Below are 14118 nucleotides of genomic sequence, written 5' to 3' on the forward strand. Positions count from 1 at the left end.
TGTTGGCGAGCAGTTCAACTGTACCATTTGTTGTTATCCAGATGTAATGGAAATATCACATTCCATAAAATCCTGGGAAAGCCAACAAGCTGGCAAGAACCGCAATCTGAATTGCGATAAAAGGCATCACGCCACGATAAATATCACGCGTTGTTACGCCACGTGGCGCCACGCCTTTTAAATAAAACAGGCTAAAGCCAAACGGTGGTGTTAGGAATGATGTTTGTAGGTTCATGGCAACTAAGATAGCAAACCATGTCATATTGATCCCCATCAGCTCAGCCACTGGCGCTAAGATAGGCACAATAATGAAACAGATTTCGACGAAATCGATAAAGAAGCCTAAAACCAAAATCACCAGCATGGTTATGATGAGGAAACCCCATTTTTCTCCCGGCAATTGCATCATCCACTCTTCAACCAGATAATCACCTCCGGTGTAAGTAAACGCCATCGAAAACGCAGTTGCACCCAGCAAGATGGCAAATACCATAGCCGTTACTTTCACTGTTTCTTTTGCGGCCTCATAAACCATGTTCCAGCTAAATTGCTTGTATAGCAGAGCAAGCACAATTGCGCCTGCGCCACCTAACGCTGCGGACTCTGTTGGCGTTGCAACCCCAGCAAAGATTGAGCCTAAAACGACAACAATAAGCGCTAGTGGTGGAACCACTGCTTTAAGCGCTGCAATCACCTCTTCTCGGCGGCTAACAGAGTCATCGCTTGGAATCGGCTGCGCCGCTTCAGGGTTAAGCTTGGCGTAAATCAAAATGTATATAACATACGCCCCAACTAGCACCAAACCCGGCCATACAGCGGCTTGGAATAAGTCCCCAACAGGAACGCCGAGTACATCTCCCAATAGAATCAACACAATCGATGGTGGAATGATCTGACCCAATGTACCAGACGCGCAAATCGTGCCGCAGGCCAAGCCTTTGTCATAGTTGTACTTAAGCATCACAGGCAATGAGATAAGCCCCATTGCAACCACTGACGCTCCAACTACCCCCGTTGAAGCTGCGAGCAGCGCACCAACCAAAACCGTTGAGATAGCAATACCACCTCGAACACCGCCAAATAAGCGCCCCATTGATTCAAGTAGCTGCTCTGCTAAGCGTGTTTTCTGAAGGACTAACCCCATGAAAACAAACAAAGGAACAGCCATTAGCACCGTATTTTCCATAATGGATTGAATTCGATATGGCATGAAAGCAAACATGTCCATACCTTCAGCCCAAACACCAAATATCAACGCGATACCACCAAAGGTAAACGCCACCGGGAACCCTAACAACAATGCAAACAGGGCGACAAAAAACATCACAATACCGATCATTTTCAGTGCTCCTTACTGCTTACCAGTTAGATTGGCGTGAACCAAATGAGGATTAAAAATCTTGTTCAAAGAATGGAGAAGTAAGCCAACACCGCTGATCGCCATAAATAAGAATGAAAGTGGAATCATACCCTTAATAATCCAGCGATAAGGCAAGCCTCCCGGATCGCCTGACGTTTCTCCCAGAGCATAACTTTCTTTTGCGAAATCAATGCCATACCAGGCAACCAACAAACAAAACGGGAATAGGAACAACAAGGTTCCGAGTAAATCGATAATGGCTTGAGCTTTGTGGGATAAACGCTCATAGAACAGGTCAACTCGAACATGACCACCAGACTTAATGGCGTAAGGCACTCCGAGTAGAAATACCGCAGAGAACAGGTGCCATTCCATCTCTTGAAATGCAATGGACACATCATTAAACACGTAACGCATCACCACGTCATAGACAACGTTAGCGAGCAGCAGGATGAAGAGGATGCTTGATAACCATCCAAGAAAATCTCCGAAACGGTTAAATAATCGCTCAATATAGATAAGACTTCTCATTCCTTACTCCATGGAACTTAGAAAGGTGCTCCGCTTAGCAGTGCTAGCGGAGCTTTTTTATAGTGATACCCACAAGGGATGAGTCAAATGGGTATCTTTCTTGGGCTTCCCGCTATTGGGACCGTTATTGTTGCGCCTGACTGTTTAGGTAAGCGCGGTGGGAAATATCAGTCCATGAACGGACTTGTTTCAGGTAATCAGCTTGAGATTTTTGAATTTCTTTTGCTAGATCATCTTTCTCTGCGTGTTTAGCTAGCAAACGGTCATTGGCAGCTTTTAGCTCTTTCATGACAGCAGGTGGAAAGTCTTTAACCTGCACGTCTGGGTATTCTGATTTGATTGACACCCAGTTTTTCCCACTTTCGTGCGTTGCTTGCGTGTACATATCGTACGCAGCTGTGCGCATTGCTACGCGTAGGATTTCTTGCAGATCTTCAGGAAGACGATTCCAAGTACGTTTATTCACTAAGAACTGAAGCTCTGAACCCGGCTCATGCCAGCCCGTGTAATAGTACGGAGCAATTTTGTGGAAGCCCATTCGTAAATCAAGCGAAGGTCCCACCCACTCCAATGCATCGATGGTACGACGCTCTAGCGAGGTATAGAGCTCACCCGGAGCAATGTTGGTTGGTTTAGCGCCAAGCTCTGCAAGAATTTCACCTGCGAAACCTGGAATACGCATTTTCAGGCCTTTCAGGTCATCCACAGAGTTAATCTCTTTTTGAAACCATCCGCCCATCTGAATATCTGTGTTACCACCAGGGAATGAAAGCAAATTGTGTGGCGAGTAAACTTTTTCCATCAACTCCATACCACCCCCATGGTAAAACCATGCGTACTGTTCGGCCGGTGTCATACCAAACGGCATTGATGTGAAATAGAGTGTGTTCGGGACCTTACCTTTCCAATAGTAAGAGCCAGAATGACCAAGATCATACTGACCCGACTTGACCATATCGAAGATACCTAAAGGCGCCTTGTGCTTATTCGCTGAGTCGATTCGAATTTGCAAGCGACCATTGGACATCTTCTCTGCCATTGCAGCCATATTCTTTGTCGCATCACCAAATACTGGGAAGTTAGGTCCCCATGTTTCAGCAAGCTTTAAGCGATATACTTTGTCTGCCGCTGTCGCTGATGTTGCCATTAATGCAAATGCAGCGGCGACGATGGTTCCTTTCATTACTTGTTTTAATGATTTTTGGATAAGACTCATTGTTCACGTCCTTTGTTAGCTAACCGTACCTTTCCAGATACTTTCAGTTTCACCTAAAGAATGCGCCATTAATGAACAGCACGAAATCAGCGAGAACACGCAAACAAAAATATGGCTGTCATTAATCACAATGAATGAAATACGTATTTTTACGTAGCATTTTTACCATTAACAAAATAAATAATTAACAAATAAGGAATTTTTAAAGTTACGGCATCTAACCAAGCGGAAAGTTACGTAGTGATTAGTGCGATAGGAAGTATTAACAGAAGATTGTAGAAATGTGACAAGGCATAGAAAAAGTGGCTTAATACATTGTTCTGGTTGCATAAAAAAGCCCCGATAAAATCGGGGCTTTTTTAACTAACTGTCTAATGGCAATTAAACTGCTTTATAGATAACTTTATTGCCAGCTAGTTGCTCTTTCACTACTAAGTTTTCTTCAAGTAGCTTTTTAAGAGCGCCTGTTGCCCAAGAAGCTGCTTTCGACTCTTCTTGACCCGCAACTAAACCAATACCTTTCGGATTGATGCCTTCAGCGTTACCGACAACGATATCCAGTACTTGTTGCTGCTTTGGAGTTAGCGCAACATCAACTGCTTTTTTCGCCGCAACTACTTTCTCTGCTACCGGCTTTGCAGCTACTTTCTTCTCAACTACAGGCTTAGCTTTCTTTGTTGCTTCAACATTTGCAACTGTCGCTTTAATGCGCTTTTGCAGTTTAAGCTGCACTTTACGCTTATGAGCAAGTCTCATCGAGTATTTCTCCATTTCACTGCATACGGAGCAGTGGTGAAAATTTGAAGCGCGTTTTATACCAAAATTTTGCTTCCATTTACAGAGTACAAGGGGGTTTCTGATGCAAAAATGCGCAATTTTGCTGTGTAAGACTACAATTTAATCAATAGAGGGTGGTTTTGTTTTGTCACCACTGAATATATAAGCGGACCATCTATCACAGTTATTGGTGAGCTATGGAGACCATACACTTAACCAATCATCCCTTAGAATGGCGTTCCCCAACGACTAGAATTCTTCTGGCTTTTATCGTTGCTGGAATGCTTTTTCTGTTTTTCTTTGCCCCTGGTTGGCAACAGTTCATCTTGTCTCTGTTTGCTTTAGCTTGCTTACTCGGCTTTGGTTATCTGTTGATCATTACCAGCATTGTTCGCTTCACCTTAACCGCCACCCATTTCCAACAACACCTGTTCAAAGGTGGTTGGGTTGTTAAATGGAGCAACATTAGCAAAATTGGGCTCTGTTATTACGATAATGATGGTTGGCAGCAACCAATGCCATGGATAGGAATAAAGCTAAAACACTACTCACCGTATATCACGAGCATTTGTCCTCGCATTGCCACAGATGTGCTGCTGAGCCAACGAGCTCTGCTCTACTTAGGAGCTAAACAAGTCAAACAAACCACTCATTTTGAAGATATCGTTTTAGACTCTAGCCCTTACGTAAACTCGCAAGGAAATGAGTTTTCTGGATTACATGCCATGCTCGCCAACCGAATGCGCTACCAAAGGCAATATTATGATTATGATGTGTTTATCTCGACCAATGATTTAGATAGGCCAGCAGAAGAATTTGTAGGATTGGCAAGGCGCTACCTTGCTGCTGCGAAATCAGAAGAAGACGAACGGATATGAAAACAGCGGCGAAGGAAAATCGCCACTGTTGATACATTAAGAATAGGCGTTAGTAGAGAGGCATCTCGTCAGCAACAAATGGGTTTGTCGCACGTTCATGACCAAATGTCGATTCAGGGCCATGACCCGGAACAAATCGAACGTCTTTGCCTAATGGCCAAAGTTTGGTTTTAATTGAATCAATCAAGGTATTGAAGTCCCCTTTAGGGAAATCAGTACGCCCTACACTGCCGTTAAAAAGAACATCGCCGACAAAGGCCAGCTTTGCCTCGTCGCTGAACAAAACAACGTGGCCTGGTGTGTGGCCTGGCGTATGTAGTACTTGCAGGGTCTGGTTGCCAAATGTCACCGTGTCGCCATCATCTAGCCACTGATTTGGCTCAAATGGCTGAGTCAGCGGAAAACCAAACATTTGGCTTTGGCCTTCCAAACCTTGTAGCCAAAAATTATCGTCCTTATGTGGGCCAACAATCTCAGTACCACCCAGAGCTTCAGACAATGGCTCTGTTCCGCCAACATGATCTAAGTGACCATGTGTTAAAACTAAACTAACAACCTTTACACCTAACTCTTCAATCAGCATCGCAAGCTGTTTGACGTCACCACCTGGATCAATAACGATGCCCTGCATGGTTTCATCACACCATACAATTGAACAGTTTTGAGAAAACGAAGTCACAGGGACGACCTGATATTTAAGTGCCATTGTTAAACCTTTATTCATATCGAAACTGGCAGAACTATGACACTAGCGCCATGCCTTTGCAACCAGTGAGGTTATGCCCAGTTACGTACTGGCCCAGTATCAATATGAATGAAGTTACTACTCGGGTAATATCCAACACCACCAGCCTTAAGACTAATCGCCGCTTCACGAACCTGTTTTAGGTTCACGCCGTCTAAACGAAAGTCCATTGCTTGACCCAGCATGTGGTAGCTCTTCTTAGCCACACCACTTGATTGATTTCTGAGTTTTTCATTGGTTGCTGGAGAACGGTAGCCGGAAATAACCTGAACTTCCGCCTGTGTTCCTAACAAAGATTGGATTTTGGAAATCTGGTCGAAAAGTCGTTTGTCCATTGGGTAGACTTCATTTCGACGAAAGTCACGACACAGATGATTAAGTCTGGCGAGTTCTTTACCGACGTAATTACGACCATCAAAATAACACGTTTCTAATGCCTCTCCAGTATGGAGATTGTTCAATGCTAATGAGCGAGGTTTTACTGAACTAGCTGCCATTGCCATGCTTGGTGTACATGCGGCTACAACTAACCCGCTCCCTGCTAACTTAATAAATTCTCGACGCGATACCTGCACTATATAAACCTTCACAAAAACGAATCAAAACGTGCCGAATTGCCGACACTACCTAACTTAGTTATGAAGTTCAAATGCATAAATCGTGCTAAAAAAACAGGCGCTAACAATTTATTTTGTTAGCGCCTGACTTTACTGACTTTTTCACCAATTATTGGATTTTTTCATTCTTGAATGCAGTTCACCCTTTTGTGTAACTGAATTTGTCAAAGCGGTAAATGTCATCCCTGTAGTGGACAACCCCTTCCTCGAACCATGCCGTCTGATAAATAATGTGCACAGGAATACGTCTCTTCAAAGGGATCGCTTTATTAGGCGCGCCTTCTGATTGTGACAAACGATGTGGATCTAACCCCTGACTTTGTAGCAAACGAGAGGCAAACTGATCTGCGTGCTCTACACGAATACATCCAGAACTAAAGGCACGACGTGAGTTGTTGAACAAGTATTTGCTCGGCGTGTCATGAAGGTAAATAGCTCGTGCATTAGGAGTATTAAACTTGTATAAACCCAACGCATTGTAGTTACCTGACATCTGACGCATCTTGTAAGGGAAGTTACGAGGCTCCAAGGTAGACCAATCAATCTCCTGCGGATCAATCGAGTCATACGAGTTCCATTTAGGAATAATTTGGTAATTGTGTTTAGCCAAATACTCACTGTCTTTTTTCACTTTCGGTAAGATGTCTTCAACCATAATCTTACGTGGAACATTCCATGTCGGATTAAGGATCAGTGAGTCAAGGTTCGTTGTCATGACGGGAGTTTGACGACTTGTACGCCCAACAACTACTTTGGATTCAAATACTTCTTCACCTAAATACCAATACTTCATCTCAAAACTAGGAACGTTCACCATGATCAACGCATCTCGTTGCATTGGCCATAGTCGTAATCGCTCGGCATTCAAAGCTAATGTCGACAAACGAGATTCCGGTGGCATGTTGAGCCATTTGAGTGTTGATGGACCAATGATGCCATCTGCCGTAAGCCCATGGATGCTCTGAAAACGCTTCACCGCTTTTTCCAACTCATTGTCATACCAAGATGTGTGCTGCGGCGTTTTGGAAAGATCGATATCGACAACTTCTAGACGAGCCAATAAAGCCCCACGATCTTCTAGTATATCGCCAGCACGCTTTAGGCCTTTTTGGTGATAGAGAGGCAAGTCCAGTTTATGGTATTTCTGTAAGTGCAGATAAGTATTGACGAGTTGCTCGTAGCCATCTGAGTCTGGCGTGTAACTTTCAACTAACTCTCGCATTTGCTGCGTTTCTACAGCAGCATATAGCGCAGTCATTGATGTTTGGCTCGGTTGAGGTAATCCCCCTTTGAGCTTACTTTCAAAGAACCAATGAGTGCCAATAGCTGAAGCCTGTTCTGCGTAGCTCAAGTAAGCAATCAGCGTATCTGTTGCGAGTAAATCATATTCAAACCAGCGGTTACTTTTACGGTAAAACTGCAAGTGATTTAAACGTTTTGAGAACATAGGGCTAAAGCCCGCACGTTGAATCACTTCAAGTTGAAATTCCAATTTACTGCTTTGTTGTAAATCAAACCAGATTAGCTGAGCATCATTTTTACGATAGATGCGCTCCACCAGCTCTGGATATTGGATCAAGGTTTCGAGCTTATCATTGGGCTTCATCCATCCCATATGCTCAAAATATTCCAGTGCATTTGCCTGCACTGGAATACATAAAAACACCAACAATAACAACCTAACCTTAATCATGTTCACCCCGTTTTTTGCCTTCTCCGAAAGTATGGCAAAGGTCTAAATTAAGGCAACGTTATATAGCATTAAAGTGTCTTAGTTATGAGAAACGTCAAACGATCGCAGACCAGTGATTATCCCAATGGGTGCCGGTATTAAGTAATTGTTTTACTTTGGGTTCAAATTGAGTCACGACACTGCCAGCTCCAGAGCTGATACGAAAGCTCTCGTCCTGAACCACGACCCCTGATGCATCAGGTAGAGCCGCAAGCTCTATCAATTGGCGGGTTTGTTTCGACCAAATGCCGTAACAATTTCCTCTTGGCGAAGTCGCTAAAATCCACTCGTTTGTCGCGGCAATACTGGCGATGTAGTGGTTAAACCTAGCCCACTCTTCCGGCTCTGCTTCTAGCGGCATCATAGGCTGACCTTTCGTATGCATCGCCAATAAAGAAGGGTATTCATCCGGCTCACCACGATATTGCTGACCACATAACACCGTGTCTGCACCATCGTGCGCCAAATGACGAATACTCAAATGGCGGTCCTCAAGAGAAACTTGATCCTGCAGTACCCCTTCATGATTTAAGTAGCTTAAACTAGGCTGCATCGTGTCAATGTTTAATGGCTCTCTTCCATTGGTATGAACACCACCAACACCAATCGCCAGTGAATCATCTGGCATCACAATCACTTCATGAGGGCCAATCCCAAAGTCAGTAAATTCTTCGACTTTGTTGTATCCAGTTGCCACATCATAAACACCGATGATCCCTCGGCTGGTTCCTCGTTCACCCTCTGTGACATACAGCCATTTTCCATCATTAGAATAAACGCCATGCCCATAATAGTGACGGTTTTTCGTTGCTGCCGCAAGGTGAATCGTCTCACCATTTTGATAATCAAAAACTAAAAAATAAACACCGGGACGGCGGGCAAAAGCGACAGCATGATGTCGCTTACTATTAATGGCGACACCATGTCCGCGCGAAGGTAAAGCAACCTCCCGTATCGGCCAACCGAATTGATCGGCCACCACAGCAGAGAATTTGTCGCGGCCGCGAATAGCGCATCCGATTAAGGCCGCCGTTTTGCTTTGTTCATTATTTTGAGCATGAAGAGAAAACGCCGGAGCGGCTGCCCCAAAAAGGGCTGCCTTTAACAGCATTCTTCGTGTTGAATCAGTCACCATCGGTTGCATTAAATCCTATTACTACACCAAGTTCGATAGCCACTTCTTCATGAATCAAGTAGTTAAGCTGTTCAAGTTTGTTGAACTGTGCCATCACGGTTTGATATCCCGGTTTACTTTTCAGTAGGCCAAATAAGCTACTCTGCGACGGCCAAGTTTCGAGGACAGTTGCGAACTGCGTTTTAATGCTATCTGCAAGCTGTATTTTGCCTCGAGCACGTAAAGTGGCATCCAATCCTTTTCCGTTGGCCAGATACAACTTTTCCATCGCCACAACGTTAGATTTAAGGTTAGATAGTGACGTTTGTGAACGCCAAGACTCCGAGAAATAAGGGCGTGGCTTTCCGATCTTAGCCATTGGTCGGCTGAGCTTTTTCATGCTGTAATCGAGTTGATTTGATAACAGTGCAATGTATTCTGCATACCATCCAGCCTGATCAAGTGCTTGCCATGGATTTTCTTTCCATGCCAAAGCAATGGCTTTCGCGTTATTTTGCAAATTCTGCGCAATCACTGTCCCTGTTTTGCAAGTTTTGGAATTGGCTTGTAAATCAGACGCCGGATCATACAGTAACCACTCGATAGCTCCGAGCCCTTGCACTGTCACGCTTTGCTGTGAAATATCGTCAGGAAGCCATTCTCGATCTTGACGGATCAACGCCGCCATTTTTCTCCCTGTCGTATTTTTCTTATCGGGCCAAAACTGGATATTCCAGCTCTGCTCTAACGCAGCAACAGGCCCTCGCTCTTGGCCTTGCAGAGCCATCCAACTCAACATCGCTTGATGCCAAGCTTGAGTAACTGGTGCACTATCGCTTCTTTCTGTTGCACAAAAATCGGCGAACACGGAGGCCAAAACTTCAGTTTTACTTGAAAAGGTCTGCGCTGCCTGTTGCTCAACCAAATAAACTTGATGGCTACTATGAACATTTGCGTGACTTTGCGCACTCATCACTGCGGCGCTCAATAGCGCCATTGAGGACATCAATTTCATCATCATCTTATCCTTTACAATGAGTTAAGAAAGGCAACCAAGGCATCACGTTCTTTTTGGTTAAACTTAAGAACTTTCTGCTTTGCCGCTTCCGCCTCACCTCCGTGCCATAAGACTGCTTCCAATACGTTGCGCGCTCGTCCATCATGAAGGAAGTAAGTGTGACCATTGACTTCTTGCGTGTAACCAAGTCCCCAAAGAGGAGCCGTACGCCACTCCTGACCATTTGCCAAATATTCTGGACGCTCATCAGCCAAACCCGGCCCCATATCATGAAGGAGCAAGTCGGTATAAGGGTGAATTCGCTGTTCAGACAAGGCAGGAAGATCTTCACGTTTTGCTGTGGTGACACTTGTTTTGTGGCAGCTTTCACAACCAGATTGAGAGAATAGTTTTTGCCCAAATTGAACTTGAGGATCGTCCATATTACGTCTCGATGGCACCGCAAGATGTTGAGAATAGAACTCGACGAATTTCAGGATCTTGTCACTCACTTCTGGCGAACCACCATTCGGTAACTCATCACAGATCGACTGTTTAGCGGTGCAGTTTTCATTAGGGAACAAGCGGCTGGTTAAGCCAACATCGCCATTAAATGCGGCGGCATTTTGCTGCATCAATGTCGGCTGTCCTGCTTTCCAACCAAATCGGCCAATAGAAAAATCTTTCGTTTGAACATCCCAAACACGATTTAACTTACCTGAAATACCATCGCCATCACTGTCATTTTCATCCGCCCAGTTTTGTAGCGTTTGAACAGGGATACTTTCTAGAAGACCTAAACCAATCATTGGCGGAGCCACACGCGCCGAAAACTGAGTATCCGGATGCATTGGACCATAACCTAGATTTGTGATGGTTAAATGTGGTTTTCTCAATGTCACCACAGTGCCATCGGCAAACGTTACAGGCACATCACTGTATTTAATGCTAACGGTGCCTTCTGGTGTTTGATCTTGTAGAGCAAAGTCTTGTAATTGGCCGCCATAAGTTGGTTCTGGGATCACCCCATCCACAATGAATGCTTTCTTTTGTTCAGGTGTCATCGCAGGAATACTTAAGCGAACTAACATCGATACAGCATGGAGATCATTTTCTTCAGGTGGATGCCCACGCCCATCTTTAATGTGGCAGTTTTGACAACCATTAGTGTTAAACAGCGGTCCTAGCCCATCTCTGGCATCGGTCGAAGCCGGAGCCTGAACCCAAGGGTTGCGGAAAAAACTATTTCCGACACTAAAATCTAACCGCTTGCTCATTGGCAAATTCGCCGACGGTAGCGAGAAGGCATTTGGCCCTTCCTTTTTAACCGTCGTATTTCCACCAGATTTTACTTCATAGCCGGACACGGTCGTTGAAGCGGTCAAAAGGGCAAGTAATAAAGGGGAACTCAACTTCTTCATTGCGACATTCTCTTGTTATATTTGTTTTGCTCACAAACAGCAAAGGGCTCACGAGGAGCCCAGAGACAGTAAGGTCTTTTTGATTAGAACTCGTGGTCAGCGGTATCCGGGTTCAAACTGTCGATACCCACGATTTTTGCTGCTTGTTCAATAGAAGCGGTTTGAGCAACGAGTGCCATAATGGTTTCGTTAACTAGAGCATGACCTTTGTCATTTCCGACAGCGATCAATTGGTCAAAATATTGATTCTCTTTCTCAGCAGCATTAACTAGCTGCCCCACTTGAGTGCGCGTCACATCGAACTGCTTTTGAATACCTTTAGCTGCTGATTTATCTTTTTGCGCTACCAAGTCTGCGATACTCGGTCCTGATAATTGCGAGCCGTCTGCACGGGTATAGCTACCGGTGTAAACGTTGTAGATCCCCTGCTCGTTGTAATAGTGTGAATTGTGCGTATTGTCTGAGAAACAATCGTGCTCATCTTCTGTTGAATTGGCTTCTAACGCCACTTTCATACGCTCACCAGCCAATTCACCTAGTGACAGAGACCCCATACCAAACAGCATTTTACGAAGGCCATTTTCAGCGCTTGCGCTAAGTAACTCTTCACGGTAATTACCTTTTGTCTCAGCTGACCATTGCTTCTCCATCCACTCTAGATCTTGAACAAGCAGATCGGCTGCTGCTTTTAGATATTCACCACGGCGGTCACAATTACCATTAGTACAGCCTTTACCAACAACAAAATCGGTATAACCACGTTGACCTGCGCCTGCATTAGTACCGTTCAGATCTTGCCCCCAAAGCAAAAACTCAATGGCATGGTAACCAGAAGCCACGTTGGCTTCAGAACCACCAACTTCATTTAAATCCGCAATAAGCTCTGGGGTAATTTTTGTGACATCAAGGGTAGAGCCACCAATCACGAGTTTCTGGTTTGCGATAATGTTTGCATTCGCACCTTCGTTACCTAATTCATGTTGGTAATAATCTTTAGCGACGTAATCAATTAAACCTTCATCTAACGGCCATGCATTCAACTGCCCTTCCCAATCATCAACGATCGCGTTACCAAAACGGAAGACTTCAGATTGTTGGTAAGGTACGCGAGAGTCTAGCCATGCTTGCTTAACTTGCTCTAGCTTTGCAGCAGAAGGCGCTGCTAGAAATGATTCGATGGACGCATCAAGTGTTTTTGCCGTCGTTAATGCATCTGCATAGACCGCATGAGCGAGATCTGCATAGTGTTCAACCACTTGTTCTTTTGTCACTTCCGTGGCAAAAGATGAACTACTTGCAACAACCATCGCCGTTACAATTGATCGCGAGAGAAGAGATTTAACTTTCATGAAAAGCATCCTTGTTGAGCTTAATTATATTGGTAGTGCTAATTATTATCATTTGCACTTTTAGTTTCGCGATCATACAAATTTACAATTTTAATGCAACCTTAATACGAAAAAAGCCTCACAAAAGTGAGGCTTTTATCAACAAACAATACGATGATGTTTTAAAGTTTCAGATTATGTTTCCCATGAGAGACTTTTGCTTGCAGGTAACTTTCGTTTCCTTCTTTCAAATGCGCTGAGGTATTTACAACCTCTTCTATGACGATGCCATTCTCTTGAAGCTCTTTCACCTTTTTAGGGTTATTTGTCACCAAACGAATACGATTGACACCCAACGCTTGTAGCATTTGTGCAGCTTCAGAAAAGTCACGTAAGTCATCACCAAAACCTAAGTGATTATTTGCTTCGTAAGTATTTAAACCTTGGCTTTGCAAATGATAAGCATCGATTTTATTGTAAAGTCCAATACCTCGCCCTTCTTGGCGAAGATAAAGAATGATTCCACCACACTGCCCCATACGATTGATGGTTTCTTCAAGTTGCTCACCGCAATCACAGCGAGAGGAATGAAAAACATCGCCGGTTAAACACTCTGAATGCATTCGCACTAGGGGAATGTTTTCCGCTTTGTCTGCTTGCTTAAAGATAACTGCGACGTGTTCTTTTTCTGTCTTTAGATCATTAAATGACAGTAATTCTGCATCAATATTACTTTGGGCACCGACTTTAAAATCAACCCTGGCTCTTACTTCCGCCATGCTCTACTCACTTGAATCTTTCTTTTCATTTTTCCATTTAATAACCAGGTCATCTCATGATGCTAGTTGGAAAGTGTTAACATCCTGAGGTCACTTGGCCATGTAAATGGTTTCTACGTCCTAACTATGGGGACTATCAATACGAAATTCAATGCCTCCCTAGCAATTGTTATATTATAACAATTATTTTTTGAGGCAATAAAAAACCTCAGTTTGTATCAAACAAACTGAGGTCTCAGAAGCTTAGTGCATAGATAAATGCAGGAGAATGAAAGGTTATTTGATCACACCATTAATGGGTTTGGTTCTTCTTCCAAACCGAAAGCTCAACCCAAACATTTTCCAACTCTCTTAACTCTTCATCCGTGAGCAAGGATAATGTTGGCTTCGAATTTGGCAGTGTATAAGCTTGCAGTGAGCTAATCTGCGCATAAAAGTCTCTTTTTAATTGCGATATCAATGTGTCCACTGCTTTCCCTTAAATGACATAAAATTTACCTTACTCTTAAAAATGATACCTTTTTGCATAAATATTGCACAAGAAAATACAGTTTGTGGAATAACAATCACACTATATTTACGAATGAACGATGGATTTCTTTTTATTTTATGAGGATCTTTAA

The 14118-nt window shown here is 43.8% G+C and carries 13 protein-coding genes; 1 reads left to right on the top strand and 12 read right to left on the bottom strand.

Annotated elements, in window-relative coordinates; translation table 11 throughout:
* Window positions 1-55 precede the first annotated feature (55 nt).
* The 4 genes from ACQEXU_RS07300 to ACQEXU_RS07315 all read right to left on the bottom strand — a co-directional run bounded on the left by ACQEXU_RS07300 (window position 56) and on the right by ACQEXU_RS07315 (window position 3863).
* Window positions 56-1339, bottom strand: a complete 1284-nt coding sequence (locus ACQEXU_RS07300) for a TRAP transporter large permease (RefSeq protein WP_427010266.1) — start codon at window positions 1337-1339, stop codon at window positions 56-58.
* 12 nt (window positions 1340-1351) lie between these two features.
* Window positions 1352-1891 carry a TRAP transporter small permease subunit gene (locus tag ACQEXU_RS07305; RefSeq protein ID WP_367988789.1) on the bottom strand — a complete coding sequence of 180 codons (540 nt, stop codon included), beginning with the start codon at window positions 1889-1891 and terminating at the stop codon, window positions 1352-1354.
* 124 nt (window positions 1892-2015) lie between these two features.
* Entirely contained in the window at window positions 2016-3107 is a 1092-nt protein-coding gene (locus ACQEXU_RS07310; RefSeq protein WP_427010267.1) for a TRAP transporter substrate-binding protein, read from the bottom strand.
* A 381-nt stretch (window positions 3108-3488) separates the two neighbouring features.
* On the bottom strand, window positions 3489-3863 hold the full coding sequence (locus ACQEXU_RS07315; protein ID WP_367988786.1) for a MarR family transcriptional regulator: 375 nt from the start codon (window positions 3861-3863) through the stop codon (window positions 3489-3491).
* Window positions 3864-4081: 218 nt separating this feature from the next.
* Between ACQEXU_RS07315 and ACQEXU_RS07320 the strand changes: the two genes are divergently transcribed.
* Window positions 4082-4762, top strand: a complete 681-nt coding sequence (locus ACQEXU_RS07320) for a DUF2982 domain-containing protein (RefSeq protein ID WP_367988785.1) — start codon at window positions 4082-4084, stop codon at window positions 4760-4762.
* Between the two features lie 49 nt (window positions 4763-4811).
* Here ACQEXU_RS07320 and ACQEXU_RS07325 read toward each other — a convergent pair whose 3' ends face one another.
* The 8 genes from ACQEXU_RS07325 to ACQEXU_RS07360 form a co-directional block, all read right to left on the bottom strand.
* Window positions 4812-5468, bottom strand: a complete 657-nt coding sequence (locus tag ACQEXU_RS07325; RefSeq protein ID WP_427010268.1) for an MBL fold metallo-hydrolase — start codon at window positions 5466-5468, stop codon at window positions 4812-4814.
* Between the two features lie 71 nt (window positions 5469-5539).
* Window positions 5540-6082, bottom strand: a complete 543-nt coding sequence (locus ACQEXU_RS07330) for a DUF882 domain-containing protein (protein WP_427010269.1) — start codon at window positions 6080-6082, stop codon at window positions 5540-5542.
* Between the two features lie 181 nt (window positions 6083-6263).
* Window positions 6264-7817, bottom strand: coding sequence for a L,D-transpeptidase family protein (locus tag ACQEXU_RS07335; protein WP_427010270.1), 1554 nt, complete (start codon window positions 7815-7817; stop codon window positions 6264-6266).
* A 94-nt stretch (window positions 7818-7911) separates the two neighbouring features.
* On the bottom strand, window positions 7912-9000 hold the full coding sequence (locus tag ACQEXU_RS07340; RefSeq protein WP_427010271.1) for a DUF1513 domain-containing protein: 1089 nt from the start codon (window positions 8998-9000) through the stop codon (window positions 7912-7914).
* On the bottom strand, window positions 8981-9991 hold the full coding sequence (locus ACQEXU_RS07345) for an imelysin family protein (protein WP_427010272.1): 1011 nt from the start codon (window positions 9989-9991) through the stop codon (window positions 8981-8983). The genes ACQEXU_RS07340 and ACQEXU_RS07345 overlap by 20 nt, the downstream gene beginning before the upstream one ends.
* A gap of 8 nt (window positions 9992-9999) precedes the next feature.
* Window positions 10000-11388, bottom strand: coding sequence for a di-heme oxidoredictase family protein (locus tag ACQEXU_RS07350; protein ID WP_427010273.1), 1389 nt, complete (start codon window positions 11386-11388; stop codon window positions 10000-10002).
* 83 nt (window positions 11389-11471) lie between these two features.
* The gene (locus ACQEXU_RS07355) at window positions 11472-12737 is read right to left on the bottom strand and encodes an imelysin family protein (protein ID WP_427010274.1); all 1266 of its coding nucleotides are present in this window, start codon (window positions 12735-12737) and stop codon (window positions 11472-11474) included.
* Between the two features lie 161 nt (window positions 12738-12898).
* Entirely contained in the window at window positions 12899-13495 is a 597-nt protein-coding gene (locus ACQEXU_RS07360; protein WP_427010275.1) for a GTP cyclohydrolase II, read from the bottom strand.
* Window positions 13496-14118: the final 623 nt, after the last annotated feature.

Source organism: Vibrio sp. TRT 21S02 (assembly GCF_050113675.1).
Lineage (GTDB): Bacteria > Pseudomonadota > Gammaproteobacteria > Enterobacterales > Vibrionaceae > Vibrio.